Origin of the sequence: Micromonospora sp. CA-249363 (assembly GCF_050950185.1) — a bacterium.
Classification (GTDB): domain Bacteria; phylum Actinomycetota; class Actinomycetes; order Mycobacteriales; family Micromonosporaceae; genus Micromonospora.
The window spans coordinates 5,941,363-5,967,395 of the sequence record NZ_CP192020.1 but is presented as its reverse complement, the minus strand read 5'-3'; the positions used below and the strand labels follow the sequence as shown (position 1 = coordinate 5,967,395).

The window sequence follows — 26,033 nt, the reverse complement described above, 5'->3', positions numbered from 1 at the left end:
CGTACGTCGTCCTCGTCGTACTCCCGCCGCTTCGTCGCCAGGACCCGTCCTCTTTTCCGCGTCAGCTCACTTGCCGGTCACCATCGCTGACCATAGTGCCGGGAACTCGGGCATGGTCTTGGAGGTACAGCCGACGTCGTCCACCTCGATGCCGGGCACGGCGAGCCCGGCCACCGCGGCGGCGTGTGCCATGCGGTGGTCGTCGTAGGTGCGGAAGACCCCTCCGCGCAGCGGCCGGGGCCGGATCTGAAGGCCGTCGGGCGTTTCGGTGACGTCGGCCCCGAGCGCGGTGAACTCCTGCGCGAGGGCGGCGAGTCGGTCGGTCTCGTGGCCGCGGATGTGCTCGACGCCGGTGAAGACCGAGGGTGAGTCGGCGAGCATGGCCAGCGCGGTCAGCGCCGGGGTCAGCTCGCTGACGTCGGAGAGGTCGGCGGTCAGGCCGTGCACCACCCCGGTGCCCCGGACGGTGAGCCCGGCGGTGGAGAGGGTGACCTCGCCGCCCATCCGCTGAAGCAGCGAGCGAAGCTGCTCGACCGGCTGCGCGCTGCGGTGCGGCCAGCCCTGAAGCGTCACCTCACCGCCGGTGACCAGGGCCGCGGCGAAGAACGGTACCGCGCCGGAGAGGTCCGGCTCGATCTCCCAGCCGCGCCCGGTGAGCGGGCCGGGCTCGACGGTCCACACGTCCGGGGTGCTGTCGTCGACCGCGGCGCCGGCGGCCCGCAGCATCTGCACGGTCATCCGCAGGTGCGGCGCGGACGGCACCGGCGGGCCGACGTGGCGTACGACGAGACCCCGGTCGAAGCGCGGTGCGGCCAGCAGCAGACCGGAGACCAGCTGGCTGGACGCGGACGCGTCGATCACCACCTCGCCGCCGGTGACCGCACCGGCGCCGAAGACGGTCAGCGGCAGGCTGCCCGTGTCGCTGGTGTCGATCCGGACGCCCAGCGAGCGCAGCGCCTCGACCAGCGGGCCGAGCGGCCGCTTGCGGGTGTAGGGGTCGCCGTCGAAGGTGACCTGCCCGTCGGTCAGACCGGCCACCGGCGGCAGGAACCGCATCACGGTGCCGGCCAGACCCACGTCCACGTGGGCCGGGCCGACCAGCGGGTGCGGCCGGACCAGCCAGCGCTCGTCGTCACTGATCGAGACGTGCGCGCCCATCGCGCGCAGGCCGGCGGACATCAGCTCGGTGTCCCGGGCGCGCAGCGGCTCGGCCAGGGTCGACGGCCCGGCGGCCAGGGCGCTGAGCACTAGGGCACGTGCGGTCATCGACTTGGAGCCGGGTAGGCGCAGCGTCGCCGCCACCGGGTCGGACGCGGTCGGTGCGGCCCACGGCTGTGGCGGCCGGGTCGCGGTCAGATTCCCCACGGTTACATTCTGCCGTGTCGGCCGGTGGGTGACGCCGACCGGCTTGCGTACTCCCGGTTGGCGGGACAGCAGGCGGGGCCCTCGACGGGTTAGCGTGAGCGCATGTGCGGCAGGTACGCGACGACCCGGGGCGCCGGTGAGCTGAGCGCCCTGTTCGAGTCGTCCGACGATACCGACGGGGTGCTCCGGCCCGATCACAACGTCGCGCCCACCGACCGCGTCCCGCTGGTCCGGCTCAGCCCCGAGGGGCACCGCAGCCTCTGCGTCGCCCGCTGGGGCCTGCTGCCGCACTGGTCGCGGTCCGCCGCCGGCGCGGCCCGCATGATCAACGCACGGTCCGAGACGGTGGCGACCAGTCGGGCGTACGCCGGCGCGTTCGCCCGCCGTCGGTGCCTCGTCCCGGCCGACGGCTGGTACGAGTGGGTCCGCCGCCCCGACGGCGGCCGGCAGGCGTACTACCTGACCCCGGCTGACGGCTCGGTGCTCGCCCTGGCGGGGATCTGGTCGTTCTGGGAGTCCGGGGCGGACAGCCGGCTCACCTTCAGCGTGCTGACCACCGCGGCGCTCGGCGAGCTCGCCGAGGTGCACGACCGGATGCCGGTACTGCTGGCGCCCGAGCGGTGGTCCTCATGGCTGACGCCGTGCGACGAGCCGGAGCGTCTGCTCGAGCCCGTGTCGTCCGACCTTCTCGGCGGGTTGGAGATCCGCCCGGTCGGGCCGGCGGTGGGCGACGTCCGCAACGACGGCCCGGAGTTGTCCGCCCGTGTGTCCGTTCCGGCCATGTCGTCCCCACCGGAGTTGACCCTGTTCTGAGAATGAGAGGCATCGTCGAGCGCCGATTTGCCAGGTTCTGATCGATTCGTCGCCTGGCCGTTCAGCCATGTTCCCGAAAGCCTCTTGTCCCGGTGTCCGAAAGTGCGATACAACACAGCGCCGGTAGTGGCTGTCGATTCGCACGGGGCGGACGACTTCACCGATCCTGCCGGTCCCACGGGGGAGGTGGGTGGAATGACACGGGCGCGTATGCCCCGCCCGCACGAGGTGGCTGCGGCACGCAGAGATCCGCGGTTGCTCAGGGCTCTACGAGAACGTCGACAGGACGAGGCGTGGCGCACCAGAGGCACGTGCCAGAGCGTCGATCCGGAGACGTTCTTTCCGGCGCCGAACGAACCGGCGGATGCCGCCGTCGCGCTGTGCCGCAGTTGCGACGTGCAGGGTTCCTGTCTGGCGTGGGCGCTTGAGGTCGGCGACTGTCACGGCGTCTGGGGGGCGACCACACCCCGCGAGCGGCGGGCGATGCTTGTCGCCTGGCGCGGCGAGGTCGAGCCGGACCCGGACGCGGTCGACGACGCCGGTCCGCCGGTCCGCGACCGCCTGCTCACTCTGGTGCCGCTGAGCTGACCATCGCGTGCCGCTGAGCCGACCACGGCGGCGAACCGATCCCGGTGACCGGCCCGGTCGGCGCAGAATGGGCCGGTGCTGCCGAGCGAAGAGATCGACACCCCGCGCGGTCCGGCGCGGATCGACACCGACCCACCGGTCGGGCCGACCGTTCCACCGGGCCGCGCGGCCGGTGTCGCGGTGGCTCGCGCGCCGGCCGCCCTCCTGGTGCTCGGGCACGGGGCGGGCGGCAGCGTGGACGCGCCCGACCTGCTCGCGGTTCGGGACGCGGCGGTGACGGCCGGCCTGACGGTGATCCGGGTGACGCAGCCCTACCGGGTCGCCGGCCGTCGCGCGCCGGCCCCCGCCGGGCACCTCGACGAGGCGTGGACGGCGGTGCTGGCCGCGCTGCGCGAGCGTTACGCGGACGTACCCACGATTCTCGTCGGTGGTCGTTCCAGCGGCGCGCGGGTGGCCTGCCGGACGGCCGGCGCGGTCGGCGCGTCCGGCGTCCTCGCGCTGGCCTTTCCGCTGCACCCGCCGGGCAGGCCGGAGCGGTCCCGGGCCGCCGAACTCGCCACCGGCCTGCCGACGCTCGTCGTCAACGGCGACCGGGACCCGTTCGGCGTGCCCGGGTCCGGACCGGGCGTGCAGGTCGTGACCCGGCCGGGAGAGACGCACGACCTGCGGCGCGACCCGACCGGCACCGGCGTGGTCGTACGGGACTGGCTGCGCTCCCACGGTTGGACGGCCGACTGACCTCGGGGACCGTTTCCGGTGCCGGGCGCGGGTCGTTGCATCCGATGGTGCCGCCGGCCCGATCCGGACAGGTGGCGCCAGTCCTCCCAGGCCCTTCCTGGTCCCAGCGCCGGCGTCACCGGGGCCGGGACCAGGAACGGGAGAGCCGGACGGAATGCCCCAGTGGTCATCTCGCGTTACTAACCCCGGATGACTTTTCTGCGAGGGGGGTGACCGGTGCCGACCGAGACACGAAGCCTGGAACGGGATGAGCGGGACGCCCGGCAGCTACGGCGGCTGCTGGATGGTCCGGACTGGCCCGTGACAGCGGGACCGGGCGGGGCGGGTGCGGTGAGCACGAGCACACCGGCCGGAAGTGAATCTGTGGGCAGGTCCGTGCGCGTATCCTCGGCGGGAAAGCATCCGACGCGAGGGGATGTGCGGTTGACCACCGAGAAGACGGACGAGCGCAGGGCCCGGTTCGAGCGGGACGCGATGCCATTCGTCGATCAGCTCTACGCTGCTGGGCTGCGCATGACGCGTAACCCGGCGGATGCCGAAGACCTGGTCCAGGAGACGTACCTGAAGGCGTACGCCGCCTTCCACCAGTTCGAGCAGGGCACGAACCTGAAGGCCTGGCTCTACCGGATCCTGACCAACACCTACATCAACTCCTACCGCAAGCGGCAGCGCCAGCCGATCCAGGCGCCGACCGAGGAGATCACCGACTGGCAGCTCGCCGAGGCCGAGTCGCACACCTCCAGCGGTCTGCGCTCGGCCGAGACCGAGGCTCTGGACCGGCTGCCGGACAGCGACGTGAAGGAGGCCCTCCAGCAGTTGCCGGAGGAGTTCCGCCTCGCTGTCTACCTGACGGACGTCGAGGGCTTCTCCTACAAGGAGGTCGCCGACATCATGGGCACGCCGATCGGCACCGTGATGTCGCGTCTGCACCGTGGCCGTCGTAATCTGCGCAAGCTGCTCGAGCAGTACGCCGCGGAGCGGGGCTTCAGCCCGGCACGGTCCGCGAAGGGCTCGACCGCTGCCGCTGCCGGCCGGGAGGTGTGACGTGAGCTGTGGAGAGCCGCACGAGACGGACTGCCGCGAGGTGCTCGCGGAGGTCTACCTCTACCTGGATCTCGAGTGCGCCGACGAGCGGCGCGCGTTGATCCGGCACCACCTCGACGAGTGCGGGCCGTGCCTGCGCGAGTACGGGCTCGAGCAGGAGGTGCGGGCGCTGGTCGCGCGTTGCTGCGGCAACGAGACCGCGCCGGACCAACTGCGTGAGCGGCTGCGGGTCAAGCTCACCGAGCTGGTGGTCTTCGAGACCAGCGATTCGCGCGAGCTGGCCGACTGAGCGTCGGCGTACGCACTTGCACCGGTGGCCCGGGTCGATGTCGACCCGGGCCACCGGTGTACCCGGCCTCGGCCGGGGTGAGCTGACCGTCGACGGGCTGTCGGCCCGTCGGCACGCTCAGGAGTTGGGGCGCTTGCCGTGGTTCGCGCTGCTCTTCTTGCGGGCCTTCTTCTTCCGGGCCTTCTTCGCCATGCTGACCTCCTCGTGATGGGTCGGATCCGTCTCGCGCGCGGCCTCGCGCCGGTTGCATCCACGCCGCCGCCCGGCGTCGGGTCCGACCCGCTGATGGTAGTGCGACGGACACCTCGTCCTTGCTGCCGGGGCCGACCGCGCCGCTGCGCACCCATGCCCCGGCCTCGCGTGATTGGATACGTCGGCAGGCACATCGCGAAAAGGGAGGGCCGTGGACATGGCCGAGGAGATCCGCGCCGAGATGGTGGCGAACGTCTGGAAGGTCGTCGCGTCGGCGGGCGACACCGTCGCCGAGGGCGACACCCTGGTGATCCTCGAGTCGATGAAGATGGAGATCCCGGTCGTCGCGGAGGCCGACGGCGTGGTCCAGCAGCTCGCCGTCCACGAGGGCGACGTCGTGCAGGACGGCGACCTGATCGCGGTGATTGGTTGACCGGCCTGCTGGTCCGGCTCGCCGACCCGGCCGACTTCCCGGCGGTCGCCCGACTGACCGTGGCCGCGTACGAGGCGGATGGTCAGCTCAAGGGCGAGCACGGGTACGCGGCGGTGCTGGCCGACGTGTCGGCCCGCGCCGCCGCCGGTGAGGTGCTGGTCGCCGTGGACGAGGTGACCGGCGCGGTGCTCGGCTCGGTCACCTTCGTGTTGCCGGGCACTCCGTTCGCCGAGCTGTCCGGGCCGGGCGAGGCGGAGTTCCGCATGCTGGCCGTCGACCCGGCCGCCCAGGGGCGGGGTGTCGGCGCGGTACTGGCCCGGGCGTGCGTCGACCGGGCTGCCGAACTGGGTTGCACGGCGGTCGTGATCTGCGTCCGCGCGGGGATGGCCGTACCGGCTCACCGGCTGTACGAGCGTCTCGGATTCGTCCGGACGCCGGAGAAGGACTGGTCGCCGGTGCCGGGCGTGAACCTGCTCGGCCTGCGGCGGGAACTGCCCCGGGGCTGAGCGCCGGGGTCAGCCGCCGGCGTTGGCCGGACTGCTCGGGGTCGCGTCCTCGTCTCGCGGCGTGCCGATGGCGGCCAGCAACTCGTCGGCGACCTCCAGCGCGAGCCGGCGGCGCTCGGAGTCGGTGATGCCGGGTGCCCGTACGGCGAACCAACTCGTGTGCACGGCGAACAGGGACAGCGCGGCGCGGAGTTGGGCGGCGGGAGAGTCGTCGCCGCGGCAGAGCGCGTTGGCGAGCTGCATCATCCGGCCGCGCATCTGTTGACCCGAGGAGAGGCTCTTGAGCACCGTCTGGTTCTGCTCGAAGAAGCGCATGACCGAGGGCATGTCGCCGCCGAACATCGTGTCGGCGTAGCGGGAGATCAGCGCGCGGCGGGTCTCCAGGGTCGCCGGTTGGGACTCACCCCAGGCGGTCAGCGCGTCCATCTGGTCGAGCCGATCCTCCACGAAGCTGGCGACGATGTCGTCCTTGCTCTTGAAGTGGTAGTAGAGCGCGGCCTTGGTGACGTTGAGGCGCTCGGCGATCTCCCGCAGCGAGGTCTTCTCGTACCCCTGCTCGGTGAAGAGCTCCAACGCGACGGCCTTGATCCGCTCTCGGGTGCCGCCTGTGCTCTCCCTCACCCACGCCCTCCAATTCGTTTGACCGTCTGCCGGTATCCAACTTACCGTGCGGCTAGTAAGGTGACTAGCCGGGCGGCAAGTAAGTACGACAACCTCGGGGGAGCTTACCCATGACTCAGGCAACCCAGGCCGACGTGCGACCCAATGTACGGGTCGTGCTGTTCGGACTGATGATCGCGATGATGCTCGCGATGCTCGACAACATGATCGTCAGCACCGCGCTGCCGCGGATCGTCGGCGAGTTCGGCGGCCTCAACCACTTCACCTGGGTGGTCACCGCGTACGTCCTGGGCACCACCGTCTCCACCCCGATCTGGGGCAAGCTCGGTGACCTCTACGGCCGCAAGTCGGTCTTCCTGACCTCGGTCGGCATCTTCCTCGTCGGCTCGGCGCTCTGCGGCATGGCCGGCTCCGGGATGTTCGGCGGGCCCGAGGACGGCATGGTGCAGCTCATCGCCTTCCGTGCCGTGCAGGGCCTGGGCGCGGGCGGCCTGATGGTCGGCGTGATGGCGATCATCGGTGACCTGGTCCCGCCCCGCGAGCGCGGGCGCTACCAGGGCATGATCGCCGGCATCATGGCCATCGCCATGGTGGCCGGCCCGCTGGTCGGTGGCTTCATCACCGACAACCTCTCCTGGCGGTGGGCGTTCTACGTCAACCTGCCGCTGGGTGGCATCGCGCTGCTCGTGCTCATCACCACCATGCACCTGCCGAAGTACCGGACCGAGCACCGGATCGACTGGCTCGGCGCCGGGCTGCTCTCGGTGGGCATCACCGCGATCGTCCTGATCACCACGTGGGGCGGCAACGAGTACGACTGGACCTCGCCGCAGATCTTCGGGCTCGCCGCGCTGGCGGTGGTGACGCTGGTGGCGTTCGGCCTGGTGGAGCGTCGGGTCCCGGAGCCGATCCTGCCGTTGACGCTCTTCGCCAACCGTAACTTCGCGCTGATCTCGGTGATCGGCTTCCTGCTCGGCTTCGCGATGTTCGGCGCCATGAACTTCCTGCCGCTGTACCAGCAGACCGTCCAGGGGGCCTCGGCCACCAACAGCGGTCTGCTGCTGCTGCCGCTGATGTTCGGCATGCTCGTCGTGTCGCTTGCCATCGGTCGGGCGATCACCAGGAACGGCAAGTACCGCGCGTACCCGATCGTCGGTGGTGTGGTGATGGCCAGCGGCATGGCGCTGCTGTCGATGCTCGACACCAACACCAGCAAGCTGACGTCCTCGCTCTACATGGTCGTGCTCGGCGTGGGCATGGGCTTCCTCATGCAGACCTCGATGCTGATCGCGCAGAACAGCGTCGAGCAGAAGGACCTGGGCGCGGCGAGTGGCGCGGCCACGTTCTTCCGGTCGATCGGCGGCTCGTTCGGCATCTCGCTCTTCGGAGCGATCTTCGCCAACCGGCTGGCCGACTCCGCCGCCGGCGCGGCCTTCGGCGGTGAGTCCAGCGGTGGTGCGATGGACCTGGAGAAGCTCAAGCAGTTGCCCGCCCAGGCGCGCGAGCTGGTCCTCGGCGGCCTGGCCGACGCGATCTCGCACGTGTTCCTCTGGGCCGTGCTGTTCACCGTGGTGATCCCGGTGCTCGCCTGGTTCATCAAGGAGATCCCGCTGCGTACGGCCAACGAGGCGCCGCCGCAGGCGACTCCGGAGGAGGAGGCCGAGGTCGCCCTCGGCAAGGCCCCGGTGGCCTGACCCCGCCGTCGAGAAAGCGCCCCGCCGATTCCTCGGCGGGGCGCTTTCTCGCGTGCTGGGCGGCCAGCTCAGCGGCGGTGGATCAGGCGCTGCCAGAGGCGGCGTAGCGGGTTGCGGGGGCGGGGAAGGCGCAGAGCCCGCTCGCCGATCATCCGGGTGGCGAGGGCCCTGGTGGCCGGATCGACGGCGGGGGCGGCCAGCGCCAGGTGGGCCAGCGAGGTCGCGATCGGCACCGGCCGCGTCCGGGCCACCGTCGCTACGTCGGCCAGCCGCTCCGCCACCACCCGGGCCACGTCCGACCGTACTGCGGGGTCCACCCAGGCGGCCGTGACCAGGGCGAACAGCGCCGCCTCGGTGACCCAGTCCTCCACACCCCAGACCAGGTCGAGCAGCACCCGTCGTCTCGTCGAGACGTCCCAGGGCTCGTCGGTGCGCTGGTGCAGCAGCCCCAGGCAGGCCCACACCTGCACGCCGCGTACCCAGATCGACGGGTCCTGGGCGGCCAGCAGCCGGCCCAGCGCGTTGGCCGGCGCGGCGGGCGGGTGCACCAGCAGCCCGAGCAGGTCGTCCACGTCGAGACCGGCCAGACCCACGGCCGCGTCGTAGGCGGCCGGCGGGTGCGGCCACGCCGGTTGGGCCATCTGACCGATCCGCTCGGCCGCCGCCGCCGAGGGCGCCGGAAGCGCCGGCGTCGGTAGGTGCCCCGTGAAGTCCCACAGTCGCCGCTCGGACGGGCGCCGGGGCTCGCGCGGGTCCGGCTCGGCCGCGTGCTCGACCTCGACCCGCAGCCCGGGCGCCACGGACGTCGCCGTCCGCAGGGCGCTCGGTGGGGCTGTCGCCGCGAGGTGTACGACGCGGCCCATGCCGTTGTCGTCGTCGGTGACCGCCTGGCGGAGCGCGTCCACCAACGGGCCGCCGGCCGGGGTCAGTTGCCCGAGCCAGGGCCGCCCACGGCAGCACTGGGCCAGATCGCCGTGCTCGTGACTGTCGTCCGGGTGATCACGGATGAAGTCGGCGAGCGCGACGAGGTGGGACACGTCGCCGTCGCGCAGGTGCCGCAGGCGGTGGGCCGTGTGCACCGCGCAGTCGAACGCCGGGTCCCGGGCCAGCGCCCGCTCGGTCCACTCCAGCGCGTCGTCGAGCCGGCCGATGTCCGCCAGGGTGCCGGCGATGTCGGCGTAGACGGCCAGGTCGTCGGGGTCCAGGTCGACCGCCCGGTAGAGGGCCGCGAGGGCGTCGCGGGTCCGGCCCGCGCTGCGGTACGCGTACCCGAGCCAGACCTCGCCCATCTTCGACGGCTGGATCCGTACCCCTCGGCTGGCCCAGCGGATCGCCAGCGCGACCTCGCCGAGACGCCGGGCCAGCGCGGACGCCGCGCCCAGCAGTGTCCCGTTCTCCGGGTGCACGGTGACGGCGTTGCGGGCCAGCGTGAGGTACGGCGTGAGGGCGGCCCGGCCGGCACGGGGCACGGGGTCGCCCAGCGTCGCGCAGACCTGCATGAGGACGCGGGCCAGGCGATCCGGGTCCAGCCGTTCGGCCAGTTCGGGAGCGGTCACCCACGGCACGCCCGCCCACTCGGCGTCGGGCGCGTGGCCGGTCGCGGCGGCGAGCAGCTCCAACCCTTCGGCGGGGCGGCCGGAGGCGGCCAGCAGGTGGGCACGGGCGACGACCGCGCCCACGAAGGTGTGGTGGTTGATCGGGAAGAGCTCGAGGCCTCCTCCGTCGGCCGCGGCGAGGTGGGCGAGCGTCTCGTGCACCTCGGGCAGGGTGGGCGCTCGTGCCAGCGCGCCGGCCAGGTGGCGGGCGGCGTGGTGGAGGTCACCCTCACCCAGTGCCAGCCGGGCCAGGGCCAGCTCCTCCGTCGCGGAGAGCGCGGGGTTGTCCCTTCCCTCGGGCACGGTGTCCTCTCGTCGCAGTTCTCGGCGGGGCCAGCGTAGTTGATATTGGGATGATCAAGTGATCAACTGCGCACTACTGCTCGAATAATTGCTCCGATCGACAGAAGAGTGCAAGACTGAGCAGGAAACGCGCGGCAATCGCGCAGGAGGGGAGTGTCCGTGTCACGTGCAGGGTCCGGAATGGCCGCCGACATCGACGAGCAGCCCGCCGGTTACGCGCGCCTGCTCGACCCCGCCAACGCGGCGGCGATCGCCCAGGTGGCCGCCGTCGTCGCCGAGCGTCGACCTCGGCACGTCGTCTTCACCGCCCGGGGCACCTCCGACCACGCCGCCCTCTACGGGGCGTACCTGACCGAGATCCGGCTCGGCCTGCCCGCCGGGCTCGCCTCGCCGAGCGTGGTCACCCTGTTCGGCGCGCGCCCCGACCTGTCCGACGCGCTGGTCGTCGGAGTCAGCCAGAGCGGTGGCTCGCCCGACCTCGCCGAGGTGCTGCGGGCCGCGCGGGCCTCCGGCGCGCTCACCCTCGCGGTGACCAACGCCCCCGACTCCCCGCTTGTCGAGACGGCCGAGTTGAGCATCGACATCGGCGCCGGGCACGAGCGCGCGGTGGCGGCGACGAAGACGTACACCGCCGAACTGCTCGCCCTGCTGATGCTGGTCGAGGGCATCCGGGCCGGCGACGGGGCGCTCCCGGCGGCCGAGCGCGAGGCCCTGGCCGCGCTGCCCGACCTGGCCGCCCGCACCCTCGCCGACGACACCCCGGCGCAGCTCGCGCCGCGTTACCGCTTCGCCCGCCAACTCGTCACCACCGGCCGGGGGTACGCCTACCCGACCGCCCGCGAGGCCGCGCTGAAGCTGATGGAGACCTCGTACCTGCCGGCGCTCGCCTTCTCCGGCGCCGACCTGCTGCACGGCCCGCTCGCGATGACCGACCCGGAGGTCCCGGTGCTCGCCGTCGTCGGCTCCGGCCCCGGGGGCCGGTCGATGGGCGAGGTGCTGCCCCGGCTCGGCGAGCGCCGTGCCGACGTGGTGGTGGTCGGTTCCGCCGACGTGCCGGGTACCGCGCGGCTCGCCGTCCCCGAGGTCGACGAGCGGTACGCCCCGCTACTGGACATCCTGCCGTTGCAGCGCCTGGCGCTGGCGTTGGCGCTGACCCGCGGCGAGGACCCGGACGCGCCGCGCGGCCTGAAGAAGGTCACCGCGACGATGTGAGCCGTGGCGCGGCGTGGCACCCTGGTCACCGTGTCCACGCTGCGCGACCTCGCCGAGGAGCACACCCACCTCCGTCCGGCCGACATCGACCACCTGCACCGGATCGCCGGTGACTGGCAGTTGCTCTCCGACCTGTCCTTCGCCGACCTGCTGCTCTGGGTGCCGGTCGACGCCGAGGGGACGTTCCTCTGCGTCGCCCAGGTGCGCCCCACGACCGCGCCGACCGCGTACCAGGACGACCAGGTGGGCCGGATCATCGGCGGCTCGGAGGTGGCCCACCTGGCGGTCGCCTACTCCCAGGGCCGGATCTGGCGCGAGGGCGACCCGGTCTGGTACGGCGACGTGCCCGCCCGGCACGAGGCCATCCCGGTCCGGCTGCGCACCGCCGACGGCGAGGCCGGCGAGGTGATCGCCGTGGTCGGCCGGGACACCAATCTCTCCACCGCGCGGACGCCCAGTCAGCTCGAACTCAACTACCTGACCACCGCCGACGACCTCGCCCAGATGATCGCGGACGGCACCTTCCCGCCGCCCCGGCACCCGGGCGAGACGACGTCCGCGCCCCGCGTCGGTGACGGCCTGGTACGCCTGGACGCCGGAGGCAAGGTCACCTACGCGAGCCCGAACGCCCAGTCGGCGTACCGGCGGTTGGGTTACGCCTCGCACCTGGTGGGCGAGGACCTGGCGGCGTTGCATCGTCGCCTGGCCGCCGACCCGCTGGACGGCACCGAGGCGGCGACCGGGATCCTGGCCGCGCTGCGTGGCGAGGCCCCGCCCCGCCGGGAGATCGACGCGCGCGGGGCCACGATGCTCACCCGGGCGCTGCCGCTGATGCCCGCCGGCGTACCGATCGGCGCGTTGGTGCTGGTGCGGGACATCACCGAGGTCCGTCGCCGGGATCGGGCGCTGATCACCAAGGACGCCACCATCCGGGAGATCCACCACCGGGTGAAGAACAACCTCCAGACGGTCGCCGCGTTGCTGCGGTTGCAGGCCCGCCGGGTGGCCATGCCGGAGGCCCGGGTCGCCCTGGAGGAGTCGGTCCGCCGGGTCGCCTCGATCGCCCTCGTGCACGAGACGCTGTCGATGTCCAGCGACGAGGCGGTCGAGTTCGACGGCATCGTCGACCGGGTGGCCAGCGCGGCGACCGAGGTCGCGGCGACCGAGGTGAGCGTCGGCATGCGCCGCCAGGGCAGCTTCGGGGTACTGCCCGCCGAGATCGCCACGTCACTGGTGATGGTGCTCAACGAACTGCTGCTCAACGCCGTCGAGCACGGCTTCCCACCGGCGGACGAGGCGGAGGAGCCGGCCGTGAGCGCCGAGGGCTCGGGCATGGTGCCGGTCGCCGCACCCGAGGTCGATCCGGCGCTGCGCCCCGAGGTGGTCGTCTCGGCGCACCGGTTCCGCAAGATGCTGCACGTCTCGGTGACCGACAACGGCCGTGGGCTGCCGCCCGAGTTCGACGCCGAACGCGGCAGTCGACTCGGCCTCCAGATCGTCCGCGCCCTGGTCACGGGAGAGTTGCGCGGCACCATCGAGTTGCGCGCGGGCGTCAACGGAGGCACCGAGGCGCTGCTGGTCGTCCCGCTGGGCCGCAGCGCCCCGGACGGCCGCTCCCAGGGCTGAGCCGCCCTCTGCCGGCGGCACCTGCCCGGGAGCGGAGACCAGAATGAGCCTGATGCCTGTGCGTCATCTTGATGACTCACCGGCATCACGCGCATGCACTGGGCCGGCCGCGCCTTCCGGGCGATGAGGTCGTCAGGTCAGCGGCTGGTCAGCAGCGCGACCGTCAGGCCGGCGCGCGGCCAGACCTGGGCGACGGTGAACCGCGCGCGCAGCGCGTCACCCTTGGCGTCCGGCACGGCGGCCAGCGGCTCGGCGTGCCGGCCGGCGACCACGAGCCAGACGCGTTCCGTGCCGTCCAGGCACTGCGCCGGCCGCGGGCACTCGGCGGCCCACAGGTCGCCCCGGTCGACCTCGTCCTCGGTGACGAGCGCGTCCCGTGGTGGGTCGTCGAGGTGGTACTCGACGCCCAGGTCGAGGAAGAGCCAACTGTGTCGGGGGGAGTAGACCACGGCGTCGCCGGGTCGCTGGCCGTCGGCGATCACCCGGGCGACGCCCGCGTAGTCCACCGGCGCGCTGCGCGGCCACTCGTGGGTCCGCCGTAGCGCGGCCTGGTCGGGGAGGCCGAGCAGCGCGGCCAGGAGCACCACGACGAGCGCGGCCGGCGCGGCCGCCGCAGCCAGCGCCGCGCCCGCCAGCAGGCACGCGAAGGGCACCACGAAGACCAGGTACCGAGGCACCCACAGGGGTACGACCGCACCGGCCACGAAGAGCAGCAGCACCGGCAGCAGCACCGCGCTCGCCGGCAGCAGTGCCCGGCGTCCGAGCCGGGCCGCGCCCAGCGCGGCCACCCCGAGCAGCAGGCCGCCCACCACACTGCTCTGGGCCACGCCGCCGGGCAGCGCGGTCAGGTCGTCCAGTCGGGCCAGACCCACCCAGTTCAACTGCCGGGACTGCTGGGTCCGGGCCTTGACCAGCAACGGACCGGCCACCAGTACGACCGGCGCCACGGCGAGCACCCACCGCCACACCCGCCGGTCCCGCTCGACGGTGGTGTGGTCCCGAGTGCCGACACCGGCATCGGCGGGCCCGCGCCACCAGGCGAGTACGACGACCAGCGCGTGCGCGGCGAGCAGCGTCAGCGCGATCAGGTGAATGAGTCCGAGGGCGGTGACCGCGACCGCGTACCCGGCCCAACGGGCCCAGCTCGGCCGCCGCAGCGCGGTCACCAGGAGCAGGGTGGCAAGCACCGCGAGCATGGTGGCCAGCGCGTACGGGCGGGCCTCCTGGGCGTAGCGCGACGTGCCGGGGAGCACCGCGAACAGCAGGCCGGCGAAGAGACCGGTGCGCCGGTCGACGAGCCGCGCGCCGAGCACGGCGAGCAGCCCGGCGGCCACGGTCATCGCCAGCACGGCCGGCACGCGCAGGGCGACGGTGGAGTCGCCGACGATCCTGGTCCAGATGTGCATCAGCAGGTAGTACAGGCCGGTGGCGGCGTCGATGGTGTCGGCCAGGCGGGCCAGGTCGGTGGGCGACCGGGTGGCCGCGCTCCACGTGGCCAGCTCGTCGCGCCAGAGCTGGGCCGAGCCGATCCCGGTCAGCGTGATCGCCAGCGTCAGCAGTGCCGGAGGCAGCCAGACGGGCACGCCCCGCGCGACTCCGATCGCCTTCCCGGACAATCCGCCCACAGCCCCGAGCCTGCCACGCCCTCAGTGCCCCCGGGCTCACCCCGCGAAGTGCCGCGCCGACCTGGCCGCGCCGATCCGCGTCGATCTTGCAGTTTCGGTCGCCGGTATGGGCGTGGTGCCCCTTCTGTCGCCACCGAAAGTGCAAGATCGCGGGGGAGGGGAGAAGGGAGAGGGCTGACCACCGGCCCGTGATGTGGGATCCAGCACGCGGACATTGGCCGGCCCCCATGGGGTGTGGCAGCATGGGCTTCATGACCGCCGCAGTCGTCCGCCGCTTCGTGGCACGTCGCCACGTCGATTACGGCCGCGTGCGCAGCGCGATCTGTCCGGCCTACTGACGACGCCCGACCAATCCGTCTCGGGCGCGCTCCGCGCCGGCTGTCTGAAGACACCGTTGTCCCGCCCGCTTCGCCGGGCCGGCCGCCGCGCCCCGCGCGTGCTTCGAGGCACAGCAGACAACGGAGGACGCCGCGATGGCGGTCAGCAGCATCCCGGCCCGGCCCGAGGACCCGACGGCCCGGCCCGCCCGGCCGCCGCGCCGACCCCGAGGCGAGGGTCAGTGGGCGCTCGGCCACCGCGAGCCGCTCAACCCCAACGAGCGGATCAAGAAGGACGACGACCCGCTCAACGTCCGGGCCCGTATCGAGAACATCTACGCGCACCGCGGCTTCGCCTCCATCGACCCACAGGACCTGCGCGGGCGGTTCCGCTGGTGGGGCCTCTACACCCAGCGCAAGGCGGGCATCGACGGCGGGCGCACCGCCGTGCTGGAGCCGCACGAGCTGGAGGACGAGTTCTTCATGCTCCGGGTCCGCATCGACGGCGGCCAGCTCAGCCTGGCCCAGCTGCGGGTCATCGCGGACATCTCCCGGGAGTTCGCCCGGGACACCGCCGACATCACCGACCGGCAGAACATCCAGTACCACTGGATCCGCGTCGAGGACATGCCGGAGATCTGGCGTCGGCTCGAGTCGGTCGGCCTGCAGACCACCGAGGCGTGCGGCGACTGCCCGCGCATCGTCCTGGGCAGTCCGGTCGCCGGGGTGGCCCGCGACGAGGTGCTCGACCCGACCCCGGCGATCGACGAGATCGTCGCCCGGTACGTGGGGGACAAGCAGTTCTCCAACCTGCCCCGCAAGTTCAAGACGTCGATCTCCTGGCTGGTCGACACCCCGTACGAGTCGAACGACATCGCGTTCCTCGGTGTCGACCACCCCGAGCACGGGCCCGGATTCGACGTCTGGGTCGGTGGCGGTCTCTCCACCAACCCGATGCTCGCCCAGCGGCTCGGCGTCTGGGTGCCGCTGGCCGAGGTGCCCGACGTCTGGGCCGGGGTGGTCGGCATCTTCCGTGACTACGGCTACCGCCGGCTGCGCAACCGGGCCCGGCTGAAGTTCCTGGTCGCGGACTGGGGCGTCGAGCGCTTCCGCGAGGTGCTGGAGAAGGACTACCTCGGTCGTACGCTGCTCGACGGTCCCGCGCCGACCCTGCCGTCGAAGCCGATCGACCACGTGGGCGTGCACGAGCAGGCCGACGGGCGGCACTACGTGGGCGCCGCCCCGGTCGTCGGGCGGGTCTCCGGCGCGCAGCTCAGCCAACTGGCCGACGTGGTCGAGGCGCACGGCAGCGACCGGGTGCGGCTCACCCCGTACCAGAAGCTGCTGGTGCTCGACGTGCCGTCGGCGCGGACGGAGTCGCTCGTCGACGCGCTGCGCGGCATCGGCCTGGAGGCCCGGCCGTCGGCCTGGCGGCGGGGCACCATGGCGTGCACCGGCATCGAGTACTGCAAGCTCGCCATCGTCGAGACCAAGGCCCGCGGTGAGGAGCTGGTGGCCCGGCTGGAGCAGCGGCTGCGCGACTTCGACGCGGACATCTCGATCCACATCAACGGCTGCCCGAACGCCTGCGCCCGCACCCAGGTGGCCGACATCGGTCTCAAGGGTCAACTGGTGGTCGGCCCGGACGGCCGGCAGGTGGAGGGCTTCCAGGTGCACCTGGGCGGCGGCCTCGGCATGGCGCAGGGGCAGACTGCCGGTTTCGGCCGCAAGCTGCGCGGCCTGAAGACCACCGCCGAAGAGCTTCCGGAGTACGTGGAACGGCTGGCCCGCCGCTACCTGGCCGGGCGGGGCGAGGGCGAGACGTTCGCCAACTGGGTGATCAGAGTCGACGAGGAGGAACTGCGGTGAGCAGCGAGAACCGAGCGGCACCCCTGTACTGCCCGTACTGCGGCGAGGAGGACCTGCGGCCGCACGAGGCGGGGCACGGCGCCTGGGAGTGCCACGCCTGCACCCGGGTCTTCTCGGTGAAGTTCACCGGGCTGCTCTCGCGGGCGGTGACCCGATGAGCCTCGTCTCCGCCGCAAGCCTGCGCCTGGTCGGCCCGGGTGGTCCGAAGCCCGCCGACCCGTCCCTGCGCAGCCCGGACGAGCTGCGCGCGCTGGCCGAGGACGCCGGCCGGGACCTGGAGGGCGCACCGGCCCTGGAGATCGCCCGCTGGGCGGCGCAGACCTTCGGCGACCGGTTCTGCGTCACCAGCTCGATGGCCGACGCCGTTCTGGCCCACCTGGTGTCCCGGGTCGCCCCGGGCGTGGACGTGGTCTTCCTCGACACCGGTCTGCACTTCCCCGAGACGCTCCGCGTGCGCGACGAGGTCGCCCGTACGCTGCCGGTGAACGTCCGGTCGATCCGACCCCGGCTCACCGTGGGGCAGCAGGACGGCCAGTACGGTCCGCGACTGTTCAACAAGTCGCCGGACGACTGCTGCCAGCTGCGCAAGGTGGAGCCGTTGGAGCGGGCCCTTTCCGGGTACGACGCGTGGGCCGCCGGTCTGCGTCGGGACGAGTCGCCGACCCGGGCGAACACGCCCGTGGTGACGTTCGACGCCCGGCGCGGCAAGGTGAAGGTCAACCCGATCGCGGCCTGGTCGCAGGGGGACGTGGACGCCTACATCGCCCGCTGGAACGTGCCGGTCAACGAGCTGTTCAAGCAGGGCTACGGCTCGATCGGCTGCTGGCCGTGCACCCGCCGGACGAAGGCCGGCGAGGATCCGCGCGCCGGCCGCTGGGCCATGTTCGAGAAGACCGAGTGCGGGCTGCACGTCTGACCTCGTCGTCGACGACCCCGACCGGCCCGGGCGCGGCCGGCGGGGCGGCCCCGGTGGTGCTGGTGGCGCACGGCAGCCGGGATCCGCGAGCCGCCGAGGCCACCCGGGCGCTGGCCCGGGCGGTGTCGGCGGCGCGGCCCGGCCTGTCGGTCTGGGCGAGTTGGCTGGACCACACCGAGCCTGGGCCGACCGAGGTGCTGCGCACGCTGGCCCAGGCCGGGCACCGGCATGCGGTGGTGGTGCCGCTGCTGCTGACCGCCGCGTACCACCGTCGGGTGGACATCCCGGCGGCGGTGACCGCCGCGACGACGTCCGGACCCGCGCTGACGGTACGGGTGACCGACGTGCTCGGCCCGGCGGACGGGACGGTGGCGCCGGCCCTGCTGGCGGGGCTGCGTCGTCGGCTCGGTGAGGTCGTCCCGGGCCACTTCGACGCCCTGGTGCTGGCCGCCGCGGGCACCCGGGACGCGCGTGCGCGCGGTTCCGTGGGCCGCGTGGCCGACGCGCTCGGCGTCGAGTTCGGGGTGCCCTGCCGCGTGTCGTACGCCTCGGCGGCCCCACCGGCGACGGGTGTGGCGGTGACGCGGCTGCGGGCTGCGGGCGCGCATCGGGTCGCGGTGTCCGCGTACTTCCTCGCGCCGGGTCTGTTCCACGACGCGGTGGCCGCGTCGGCGCGGTCGGCCGGCGCGGTGGCGGTGGCGGACCCGTTGACGGACGCGCCCGAGCTGGCCGATCTGGTGCTGCGCCGGGTCGACGAGCCGGCCTGACCGCTCGGCCGGGTCGACGAGCCGGCCTGACCGCTCGTCCGACGGGAACGGCTCCGGACAGCAGTAAGCCCCGGCAGAGCTCTGCCGGGGCTTACTGCGGTGTCGTTGGGGGATCAGGCGGAGTGAGCGCGCAGCACCCGGAGGCCGCCGCGCCGCTTGACAGCGCGCCGCTCCTCCTCGCTCATCCCGCCCCAGACGCCGGCGTCCTGACCCGACTCGAGCGCCCACTGGAGGCACTGGTCGGTGACGGAGCAGCGCCGGCAGACGGCCTTGGCCTGCTCGACCTGCAGGAGAGCCGGTCCGGACGTCCCAATCGGGAAGAACAGCTCCGGGTCCTCGTCGCGGCAGACAGCATGGTGACGCCAGTCCATGGCGGCAACACTCCTCATTCTGGATGGGTGGCAATTTATTGCGGGTAGTGCTTTTCCTATATGCATCCGCAGTGCCTATGGTGACCGTTCGCGTCTGACCATTCGGCAGTGCGTGAGCAGGCAGTCAGCCCCGGGGACCTGCTGGAACAGCTCAACCTGTCGAGCATATCCAGGCAATGTCCCGGTAACTCAAGTTCGCTTGTGAATACTTTCACGAACGCTCGCGATGTCAAGGGTGACGCTCGGAAAAACTCCGCGCGGTGAGCAAGCCCACAACCCATTTGTCCGGGTTCCAGTGCGTTCCTGGTTACCCGCCGTGCCACAGTCGAGGATCAATATAGTACAGTCCGCGTGACATTGCTGACATTTCCGGCACCTGCCCCTCGGTGTGGCGGCGCCTGCCGGTGCGGTTGCGGCGCCGCGTCGACCAAGGGCAGTACCCGAGACCTAGCAGATTACTCTGAGTGCGGCCGGAATGGAGGTGAATCTGACCTTCTCCCGCTCGCCAAGATAGTCGCCGTCGAGCTGGAACGCCTGCGGGCGGCTGGAGACCAGCGTGAACTCCGCAGTGTCATGGAGTCGTAACACCTGACGTCCGTTCGGATCCGGCCGCCGGGACATGAATTGAGTGACCGTCCGTGTTGTGCTAGCCACCCGGAGCTGACGCAGCGCCAGCACGTCGAGGCCGAGGTCGAACGACGCCTCCGGATTCGGGTTGACCTCGCGATCGCCCAGGTACGTCCACGGGGCGGTGTTCTGGATGATGACGGTGGCCAGCTCGTCCTCGGCCGCCTCACCCGGTCGCTCCAGGCTGATCGCGGGATGCCGCCGGTCCGAGGCGAAGAAGTACTGGCTCATGATCGAGCGGAAGTAGAGCCCGGGCGTCGAGACCCGTCCCTTGCGCCGGGCCTGCTCCACCCGGTGGATCACGGCGGCGTCCAGCCCGAACCCGGCGCAGAACGTGAAGTAGCGGTCGTCCGCGAGGCCCAGCCCGACCGTGCGCTGCCGGCCCAGGCGCAGCCCTTCCAGGATCATGCTGGTGGCGTCCGGCCACTCCCGGGGCAGTCCCAACGCGCGGGCGAACACGTTCGTGGACCCGCCCGGGACGGTGGCGAGCGCGGGTAGCCGCTGCGCCATCGACGCGTCACCGACGCCGGGCGGCGGCTCGGCCGTCATCAGGCCGTTCACCACCTCGTTCACGGTGCCGTCGCCACCCAGGGTGACGACGAGATCGACGCCCTCGGCGGCGGCCTCCCGGGCCAGCGCCATGGCGTGCCCCCGGCGGCGGGTGTAGCGCACACTGAGGTCGACTTCGCTGCGCAGCGCGCGGACAAGCACGTCCCGGCTGCGTTCGCTGGTGGTGGTGGCCTTCGGATTGACCACCAGGACGGCCCGCATGGGCGGCACTGTACCTCTCGGTAGCACAGGTATCGTGGCGCGCGTGACCATCGACTCGGCCCGGATTCCCGTCACGCTTCGCTGGGCGGTACGGCTGCTGTGGGCGGAGGCGGTCGCCGTCGGGCTGATCGCGGTCTGGTTGGTCTGGGCCGACCTGGCCGCCGCCACCACCGACCTCGCGTCGGCGTTGCTGGTGACCGCGTTCGCCATCGGGGCGGCCGTCGCGCTCTGGGCTCTGGGCCGCGCGCTGCTGCGCCGCCGGGCGGGCGCACGGGCCCCCGCGATCGTCCTTCAGCTGATGCTGCTGCCGATCGGCTGGTTCATGATCCAGGGCGGGATGGGGTGGCTGGGCGTACCCCTGATGGCGCTCGGCCTGGGCGTGGGCTGGCTGCTCGTCAGCCCGCCCACGACGAAGGCCCTCGGCTTCGAGTGACGTCGACCGGCGGGCGCGGTTCAGCCGGTGGCGGCACGCGGGCGTGAGGGCCGACGCCGCGCCTCGCGGCCCAGCGGGGCGGGGCGCTGCGGGTCAGTAGCCGCCGGAGCGGCGGGTCAGCAACGAGATGGTCGCCCGGCCGTCGGTCGCCGTGGCGGACGCCGACGTGGTCAGCGCGGTGAGCACCTTCCACGCGAAGGACGACTCGGCCGGCAGCGTGGCGCCGCGGACGGTCGGCACGGTCACCTCGACGGTCAGCGCGTCGTTGGTGACAGAGAAGCGACACTCCAGCTCGGCGTCCCGCGTGGCGATGGCGAGCAGCATGGCGCACGCCTCGTCGACGGCGATCCGCAGATCCTCGATCTCGTCGAGCGCGAACTGCAGCCGGGCCGCGAGGCCGGCGGTGGCGGTACGGAGCACGCCGAGGTAACCGCCGTCGGCAGGCACCGTGAGGTGCACCACGTCGTCGTCGGTCGCTGGCTGGCCGGTCAGTTGAGTCACGCTCATCCCCCCGGTCGGGGACTCTACCCGGTCAGTCGCCCCGGTGCGTGTCGGCGGCCTCCGCCTGAGTGGCCAGATCCCGCAGGGCGGCACCGCTGAGCCGGTACGGCACCCACTCGTTCAGCTGTTGGGCGCCGATCGAGGCGTAGAAACCGGCGGCCGGATTCCACTCGATCATCCACCACTCCAGCCGCTGGTAGCCCCGTCGTACGCAGATGTCGGCCAGCGTGGCGAGCAGCAGTCGACCGGCGCCGGTGCCCCGGGCGGCCGGCGAGACGTAGAGGTCCTCCAGGTAGATGCCGTGCACGCCGGCCCAGGTGGAGAAGTTGAGGAACCACAGGGCGAAGCCGATCGGCGCGTCGTGCTCGTCGACCGCGACGTGACCGAAGAGCGCCGGAGCAGTCGCGAACAGCGCCGAGGTGAGCTGTTCCTCGGTGAGGTGGCACTGGTCGGGGGCGCGTTCGTACGCCGCCAGTTCGTGCACCATGGCGACGACGGCCGGTACGTCCGCGGGACGTACCGGCCGGATCGTCGGGGTGACCGGGTTGGTCACGCCTTCTTGGTCTCCCAGAAGATCTTCGCGATCTCGTCGATCTTCGCGAGGAGCTGGTCGGCCGTGGCCGGGTCGAGGCTGCCCTTGACGCCGCTGGCGCCGGCGAGCTTGGTGGCCTCGTTGAACAGGGTGTGCAGGTTCGGGTACTTCTCGAAGTGCGGCGCCTTGAAGTAGTCGGTCCAGAGCACCCACAGGTGGTGCTTGACCAGCTCGGCGCGCTGCTCCTTGATGATGACCGCCCGGGTGCGGAACTCCGGGTCGGTGTTCGCCTGGTACTTCTCGCAGATCATTTTGACCGACTCGGCCTCGATCCGGGCCTGGGCCGGGTCGTAGACGCCGCACGGCAGGTCGCAGTGAGCGCTCGCGGTGACGCGGGGCGCAAGGATGCGCGGAAGTCGCATCGGGATCCTCCATGGGAAGTTTGCGATGATCAAAGGCGACATTACTCCTGGAGTGCTCCCCGAACGGGGTGGAGGTGAAACCAGTGGGCGCCGATCACCCGGGTGAGCCGCCTCGCCTGCGGGGCCCGCTGACGGCGGTGGCGGTGAGCGGCCCGTCCATGGCGCCGACGCTGCGGCACGGCGACGCGGTGCTGGTCCGCTCGGGCGGGCGTCCGATCCGACCCGGGGACGTGGTGGTCGCGGTCTTCCGGACACGGCCGGAACTGCTGGTCGTCAAGCGGGCGGTTCGGCCGCAGGATGGCGGCTGGTGGCTGCGCGGTGACAACGAGTTGATCACCGACGACTCGCGGGCGTACGGCGTGGCCGACGTACGCGGCCGGGTGGTGGCCCGCTACTGGCCACGCCCCGGACGGGTGCCTCGTCGGCTGATATGACCCTGCTCACATCCGAGGGGCAGGGTCGACACTATGCTCGGAAAGTGCCGGGTGACCCCCCGCGCCGCGTGCCATCGCTCGCCGCCCACCTCGCGGCCGGGCCCGCCGCCTCACATCTGCTCGACAGATCCTGGAGTCACCGCCATGTCTTCGTCCACCGTGGACCCCGCTGATCCCGTCTTCCAACTGCACGTCGGCGGCAAGATGGCCGTCGCCTCGACGGTGCCGCTCACCAGCCGCGAGGACCTCTCCCTCGCGTACACCCCGGGGGTGGCCCGGGTGTGCGAGGCGATCGCCGCCGACCCCGACCTCGCCGACGAGTACACCTGGGCGTCGCACGCGGTCGCGGTGGTGACCGACGGCTCGGCCGTGTTGGGGCTCGGCAACATCGGCCCGCGCGCGGCCCTGCCGGTCATGGAGGGCAAGGCGGTGCTGTTCAAGCAGTTCGCCGGGGTGGATGCGGTGCCGATCTGCCTGGACACCCAGGACGTGGACGAGATCGTCGCGGTGGTGCGGGCGCTGGCCCCCTCGTTCGGCGGGATCAACCTGGAGGACATCAGCGCGCCGCGCTGCTTCGAGATCGAGCGTCGACTCGACGAGGCGTTGGACATCCCGGTCTTCCACGACGACCAGCACGGCACCGCCATCGTGGTGCTCGCGGCGCTGCGCAACGCCGCCACCCTGCTCAATCGCAAGCTCGGCGACCTGCGGGTCGCGGTGAGCGGCGCGGGCGCGGCCGGCGTGGCCGTGACGAAGATGCTCATCGCCGGTGGCGTCAACCCCGACCAGGTGGTGGTCTGCGACTCGAAGGGGATCATCGGCGCGCACCGCGCCGAGCTGACCGGGGGCAAGGCCGAGCTGGCGGCGAGCACGAACGCCGACGGTCGCCAGGGCGACATCACCGAGGCGCTGCGCGACGCGGACGTGCTGATCGGCGTCTCCGGGGGCGAGATCCCGGAGGCCGCCATCGCCGGTATGGCGCCCGGTGGGATCGTGTTCGCGCTGGCCAATCCCACGCCGGAGGTGCACCCCGAGGTGGCCGCCCGGCACGTCGCGGTGGTCGCCACGGGTCGCAGCGACTACCCCAACCAGATCAACAACGTGCTGGCGTTCCCCGGGGTGTTCCGGGGCGCGCTGGACGCGGGCGCCACCCGGATCACCGAGGCGATGAAGGTCGCCGCGGCGGACGCCATCGCCGGGGTCGTGGCCGAGTCGCTGACTCCCGAGGCGATCGTTCCGTCGCCGCTGGACCCGCGGGTCGCCCCGGCCGTCGCCGAGTCGGTGGCCGAGGCCGCCCGTCGCGACGGCGTGGCCCGGCGGTGAGCCCTTCTTAACGAGCGCTCAGCTTGTTACCGTGCCGATCATGCGTGCTGCCTTCGCCTCCCGCTTCGACGACGCCGATCCGCTCGCCGCCCTCACCGTCGGTGAGCGACCCGAGCCGACCCACCCGGAGGACGACTGGGTGACCGTGCAGGTGCGCGCCACCTCGCTCAACCACCACGATCTGTGGTCGTTGCGCGGGGTGGGGCTCACCGAAGCGCAGCTGCCGATGATCCTCGGCTGCGACGCGGTGGGTGTGGACCCCGAGGGCAACCACGTGGTCGTCTACCCGGTCGTCGTCACTCCCGGTGACCCGCGTGGCGTCTCCATCCTGTCCGAGCACTTCGCCGGAACCCTCGCCGAGCGGGTCGCCGTACCCCGGTCGAACCTGATCCCGCTGCCCGACGGCATGGCGGCGACCGACGCCGCGTGCCTGCCCACGGCCTGGCTGACCGCGTGGCGGATGCTGACCACCAAGGGCCGCGTCGCGGACGCCGACAGCGTGCTGGTGCAGGGTGCGGGCGGCGGCGTCGCGACGGCGGCCGTCGCGCTCGCCGTGGCGATGGGCAAGCGGGTGTACGCGACCAGCCGCGACGCCGTCAAGCGCGACCGGATCTCGGCTCTCGGGGCCACCGCCGTGGAGCCCGGCGCCCGGCTGCCGGAGCGGGTCGACGTGGTGATCGAGACGGTCGGCGCGGCGACCTTCGAGCACTCGATGAAGTCGGCCGCCCCGATGGCCCGGATCGTGGTCTCCGGCGCTACCGCCGGCCACCAGCCGTCCGTGAACCTGCGTCGGGTCTTCGCCATGCAGTTGGAGATCCTGGGCACGTCGATGGGCACCCCGGGCGAGCTGTACGAGCTGCTGGCGTTCTGCGCCGAGAACGAGGTCCGCCCGGTGGTGGACAGCGTGGTCCCGTTCAGTCGGGTCGAGGACGCCTTCGCCCGCCTCCACTCCGGCGAAGCCTTCGGCAAGATCGTCATCAACCACGAAGCCTGACGAGCGCCCCCGCCCCCGCCCCCGCCCCTCCTCTCGCCGATCTTGCACTTTCTGTTGTCGTTTCGCGAAGTAAGCCCCGCTATGCCGCCACAGAAACTGCAAGATCGCGCGGGGGAGGGGTGTGACGGTCAGAGGTGGTCGTCGAAGGTTGCTATTTCGTTGCGGGTTGCGTCGGTGGCGATGCGCTTCTTGGCTTCCGGGTCGCCGTACAGCGACCAGCGCAGGAACTCCACGGTCGTGTCCGAGACGACCCGCAGTGACGCGGCGTCGCTCAGCAGCGCCCGGCCGTGGTCGCCCTTGGGCAGGCTGAGCAGCGCCTTCGGCCACGGCACCTTGTCGTAGACGGCCTTGCCGGCGGCGTAGTCGACCACCTCGTCCAACTCGCCGTGCACGAACAACTGCGGGGCGGTGGCGCCCGCGAACGCCGTACCGACGCCGACTCCTGTCCCGGCGAACACGACACCGGCGTCCAGCCGCTCGTCCCGCCCGGCGGTGAACAGGCCGATGGTGGTCACCCCGCCGGCCGAGTGCCCCGCGGCGGCCACCCGGTCGGTCGCCAACCGGCCGCGCAGCCCGTCGCCGGCCTTGCCGTCGAGCGCCAGCACCTGGGTCAGCGCGTACGACACGTCGGCCGGTTGGTTGAGCACGTCGAGGATGTTGCCGTCGCTGCCCCGGGAGGTGTGCGGGAAGGTCGGCGCGGCCACCACGAAGCCCGCCGCCGCCCAGCGGGTCAGCAGCGTGGCGTAGTCGTCCGGCCGCCCGGTGAGGCCGTGGCTGAACATCACCACCGGGAACCGGCCGTCCGCCGCCGCCGCGGACCGCTTGGCCGCGCCGCCGGCCTTCCCGACCGCCGGATACCAGAGGGTCACCGGCAGCGCCCGGCCGTCCCGGTTCAGCTTGAGCTGTCGTACGCCGACACCGAAGGCATCCTGGGGCGCGGACCCGGCGGGTACCTGCGGTGTCGGCGTGGCGGCCGGCGGCGGCTCGATCGCGACCGGCGCGGCCTCCTTTTTCGGGGCGTCCGTGGAACAGCCGACCAGACCGGCCAGGAGCAGGGCGCTGGCCAGCAGCGTGGGGGTGACACGACGCGACATGGCCTCAATTGTGCCCTG

At 72.3% G+C, this 26,033-nt stretch carries 29 protein-coding genes; 18 read left to right on the top strand and 11 right to left on the bottom strand.

The features are described 5' to 3' along the window. Positions 1–66: 66 nt before the first annotated feature. The gene (gene aroA / locus ACQPZK_RS26590) at positions 67–1,365 is read right to left on the bottom strand and encodes a 3-phosphoshikimate 1-carboxyvinyltransferase (RefSeq protein ID WP_433535550.1); all 1,299 of its coding nucleotides are present in this window, start codon (positions 1,363–1,365) and stop codon (positions 67–69) included. Positions 1,366–1,467: 102 nt separating this feature from the next. Here aroA and ACQPZK_RS26585 point away from each other — a divergent pair, with 102 nt between their 5' ends. The 5 genes from ACQPZK_RS26585 to rsrA all read left to right on the top strand — a co-directional run bounded on the left by ACQPZK_RS26585 (position 1,468) and on the right by rsrA (position 4,837). Beyond that, positions 1,468–2,178 (top strand): SOS response-associated peptidase, encoded by a 711-nt coding sequence (locus ACQPZK_RS26585; RefSeq protein ID WP_433535549.1) that lies wholly within the window; start codon positions 1,468–1,470, stop codon positions 2,176–2,178. Positions 2,179–2,373: 195 nt separating this feature from the next. Next, on the top strand, positions 2,374–2,766 hold the full coding sequence (locus ACQPZK_RS26580; protein WP_355050539.1) for a WhiB family transcriptional regulator: 393 nt from the start codon (positions 2,374–2,376) through the stop codon (positions 2,764–2,766). A 75-nt stretch (positions 2,767–2,841) separates the two neighbouring features. After that, on the top strand, positions 2,842–3,504 hold the full coding sequence (locus ACQPZK_RS26575; RefSeq protein WP_433535548.1) for an alpha/beta hydrolase family protein: 663 nt from the start codon (positions 2,842–2,844) through the stop codon (positions 3,502–3,504). A gap of 216 nt (positions 3,505–3,720) precedes the next feature. Further along, positions 3,721–4,548 carry a sigma-70 family RNA polymerase sigma factor gene (locus ACQPZK_RS26570; RefSeq protein WP_421473003.1) on the top strand — a complete coding sequence of 276 codons (828 nt, stop codon included), beginning with the start codon at positions 3,721–3,723 and terminating at the stop codon, positions 4,546–4,548. A gap of 1 nt (position 4,549) precedes the next feature. Beyond that, positions 4,550–4,837 (top strand): mycothiol system anti-sigma-R factor, encoded by a 288-nt coding sequence (gene rsrA / locus ACQPZK_RS26565; RefSeq protein WP_355050536.1) that lies wholly within the window; start codon positions 4,550–4,552, stop codon positions 4,835–4,837. A gap of 117 nt (positions 4,838–4,954) precedes the next feature. On the opposite strand, the gene ACQPZK_RS26560 is transcribed toward rsrA, so the two are convergent. Then, positions 4,955–5,029: a 50S ribosomal protein bL37 gene (locus ACQPZK_RS26560; RefSeq protein ID WP_369752275.1), complete on the bottom strand. Its 75-nt coding sequence runs from the start codon at positions 5,027–5,029 to the stop codon at positions 4,955–4,957. Positions 5,030–5,240: 211 nt separating this feature from the next. Here ACQPZK_RS26560 and ACQPZK_RS26555 point away from each other — a divergent pair, with 211 nt between their 5' ends. Continuing rightward, on the top strand, positions 5,241–5,462 hold the full coding sequence (locus ACQPZK_RS26555) for a biotin/lipoyl-binding carrier protein (protein ID WP_433535547.1): 222 nt from the start codon (positions 5,241–5,243) through the stop codon (positions 5,460–5,462). After that, a complete protein-coding gene (locus tag ACQPZK_RS26550; RefSeq protein WP_433535546.1) occupies positions 5,459–5,968 on the top strand; it encodes a GNAT family N-acetyltransferase in 510 nt (169 codons plus the stop codon). The genes ACQPZK_RS26555 and ACQPZK_RS26550 overlap by 4 nt, the downstream gene beginning before the upstream one ends. A 9-nt stretch (positions 5,969–5,977) precedes the next feature. Here ACQPZK_RS26550 and ACQPZK_RS26545 read toward each other — a convergent pair whose 3' ends face one another. Further along, on the bottom strand, positions 5,978–6,589 hold the full coding sequence (locus ACQPZK_RS26545) for a TetR/AcrR family transcriptional regulator (RefSeq protein ID WP_433535545.1): 612 nt from the start codon (positions 6,587–6,589) through the stop codon (positions 5,978–5,980). A gap of 110 nt (positions 6,590–6,699) precedes the next feature. Here ACQPZK_RS26545 and ACQPZK_RS26540 point away from each other — a divergent pair, with 110 nt between their 5' ends. Further along, on the top strand, positions 6,700–8,283 hold the full coding sequence (locus ACQPZK_RS26540) for an MDR family MFS transporter (protein WP_433535544.1): 1,584 nt from the start codon (positions 6,700–6,702) through the stop codon (positions 8,281–8,283). Between the two features lie 68 nt (positions 8,284–8,351). On the opposite strand, the gene ACQPZK_RS26535 is transcribed toward ACQPZK_RS26540, so the two are convergent. After that, positions 8,352–10,181 carry a tetratricopeptide repeat protein gene (locus ACQPZK_RS26535; RefSeq protein WP_433535543.1) on the bottom strand — a complete coding sequence of 610 codons (1,830 nt, stop codon included), beginning with the start codon at positions 10,179–10,181 and terminating at the stop codon, positions 8,352–8,354. 180 nt (positions 10,182–10,361) lie between these two features. Here ACQPZK_RS26535 and ACQPZK_RS26530 point away from each other — a divergent pair, with 180 nt between their 5' ends. Beyond that, positions 10,362–11,393 (top strand): SIS domain-containing protein, encoded by a 1,032-nt coding sequence (locus tag ACQPZK_RS26530; RefSeq protein WP_433539328.1) that lies wholly within the window; start codon positions 10,362–10,364, stop codon positions 11,391–11,393. 30 nt (positions 11,394–11,423) lie between these two features. Continuing rightward, the gene (locus ACQPZK_RS26525) at positions 11,424–13,019 is read left to right on the top strand and encodes a histidine kinase N-terminal domain-containing protein (protein ID WP_433539327.1); all 1,596 of its coding nucleotides are present in this window, start codon (positions 11,424–11,426) and stop codon (positions 13,017–13,019) included. A gap of 137 nt (positions 13,020–13,156) precedes the next feature. Here the strand turns inward: ACQPZK_RS26525 and ACQPZK_RS26520 are convergent, their stop codons facing one another. Continuing rightward, positions 13,157–14,644, bottom strand: coding sequence for a glycosyltransferase family 39 protein (locus ACQPZK_RS26520; RefSeq protein WP_433535542.1), 1,488 nt, complete (start codon positions 14,642–14,644; stop codon positions 13,157–13,159). Positions 14,645–15,117: 473 nt separating this feature from the next. On the opposite strand from ACQPZK_RS26520, the gene ACQPZK_RS26515 reads away from it, so the two are divergent. From ACQPZK_RS26515 to ACQPZK_RS26500, 4 genes are read left to right on the top strand one after another with little or no spacing between them, the layout of a single operon-like run. Further along, a complete protein-coding gene (locus ACQPZK_RS26515; RefSeq protein WP_433535541.1) occupies positions 15,118–16,830 on the top strand; it encodes a nitrite/sulfite reductase in 1,713 nt (570 codons plus the stop codon). Then, a complete protein-coding gene (locus ACQPZK_RS26510; RefSeq protein ID WP_167393614.1) occupies positions 16,827–16,988 on the top strand; it encodes a hypothetical protein in 162 nt (53 codons plus the stop codon). Before ACQPZK_RS26515 ends, ACQPZK_RS26510 begins: the two co-directional genes overlap by 4 nt. After that, a complete protein-coding gene (locus ACQPZK_RS26505; protein ID WP_433535540.1) occupies positions 16,985–17,746 on the top strand; it encodes a phosphoadenylyl-sulfate reductase in 762 nt (253 codons plus the stop codon). The genes ACQPZK_RS26510 and ACQPZK_RS26505 overlap by 4 nt, the downstream gene beginning before the upstream one ends. Further along, a complete protein-coding gene (locus ACQPZK_RS26500; protein ID WP_433535539.1) occupies positions 17,728–18,513 on the top strand; it encodes a sirohydrochlorin chelatase in 786 nt (261 codons plus the stop codon). Before ACQPZK_RS26505 ends, ACQPZK_RS26500 begins: the two co-directional genes overlap by 19 nt. A gap of 113 nt (positions 18,514–18,626) precedes the next feature. Here ACQPZK_RS26500 and ACQPZK_RS26495 read toward each other — a convergent pair whose 3' ends face one another. Then, a complete protein-coding gene (locus tag ACQPZK_RS26495) occupies positions 18,627–18,884 on the bottom strand; it encodes a WhiB family transcriptional regulator (protein WP_007072794.1) in 258 nt (85 codons plus the stop codon). Positions 18,885–19,331: 447 nt separating this feature from the next. Beyond that, complete coding sequence (locus ACQPZK_RS26490; protein WP_433535538.1) at positions 19,332–20,282, bottom strand: diacylglycerol/lipid kinase family protein; 951 nt, start codon at positions 20,280–20,282, stop codon at positions 19,332–19,334. Positions 20,283–20,325: 43 nt separating this feature from the next. On the opposite strand from ACQPZK_RS26490, the gene ACQPZK_RS26485 reads away from it, so the two are divergent. Next, a complete protein-coding gene (locus ACQPZK_RS26485) occupies positions 20,326–20,715 on the top strand; it encodes a hypothetical protein (protein WP_433535537.1) in 390 nt (129 codons plus the stop codon). 93 nt (positions 20,716–20,808) lie between these two features. Here the strand turns inward: ACQPZK_RS26485 and ACQPZK_RS26480 are convergent, their stop codons facing one another. From ACQPZK_RS26480 to sodN, 3 genes are read right to left on the bottom strand one after another with little or no spacing between them, the layout of a single operon-like run. Continuing rightward, entirely contained in the window at positions 20,809–21,216 is a 408-nt protein-coding gene (locus ACQPZK_RS26480) for an ATP-binding protein (RefSeq protein ID WP_266245852.1), read from the bottom strand. Between the two features lie 31 nt (positions 21,217–21,247). Next, positions 21,248–21,769, bottom strand: coding sequence for an N-acetyltransferase family protein (locus tag ACQPZK_RS26475; RefSeq protein ID WP_433535536.1), 522 nt, complete (start codon positions 21,767–21,769; stop codon positions 21,248–21,250). Next, the gene (gene sodN / locus ACQPZK_RS26470) at positions 21,766–22,170 is read right to left on the bottom strand and encodes a superoxide dismutase, Ni (RefSeq protein ID WP_355050524.1); all 405 of its coding nucleotides are present in this window, start codon (positions 22,168–22,170) and stop codon (positions 21,766–21,768) included. Before sodN ends, ACQPZK_RS26475 begins: the two co-directional genes overlap by 4 nt. An 83-nt stretch (positions 22,171–22,253) precedes the next feature. On the opposite strand from sodN, the gene ACQPZK_RS26465 reads away from it, so the two are divergent. From ACQPZK_RS26465 to ACQPZK_RS26455, 3 genes are all read left to right on the top strand, one after another. Next, entirely contained in the window at positions 22,254–22,604 is a 351-nt protein-coding gene (locus ACQPZK_RS26465) for a S24/S26 family peptidase (RefSeq protein ID WP_433535535.1), read from the top strand. A 144-nt stretch (positions 22,605–22,748) separates the two neighbouring features. Continuing rightward, entirely contained in the window at positions 22,749–23,927 is a 1,179-nt protein-coding gene (locus tag ACQPZK_RS26460; RefSeq protein ID WP_433535534.1) for an NAD(P)-dependent malic enzyme, read from the top strand. A 31-nt stretch (positions 23,928–23,958) separates the two neighbouring features. Beyond that, the gene (locus tag ACQPZK_RS26455) at positions 23,959–24,921 is read left to right on the top strand and encodes a zinc-binding dehydrogenase (RefSeq protein ID WP_433535533.1); all 963 of its coding nucleotides are present in this window, start codon (positions 23,959–23,961) and stop codon (positions 24,919–24,921) included. A gap of 128 nt (positions 24,922–25,049) precedes the next feature. On the opposite strand, the gene ACQPZK_RS26450 is transcribed toward ACQPZK_RS26455, so the two are convergent. Continuing rightward, on the bottom strand, positions 25,050–26,015 hold the full coding sequence (locus ACQPZK_RS26450) for an alpha/beta hydrolase family protein (RefSeq protein WP_433535532.1): 966 nt from the start codon (positions 26,013–26,015) through the stop codon (positions 25,050–25,052). Between the last annotated feature and the right edge of the window lie 18 nt (positions 26,016–26,033).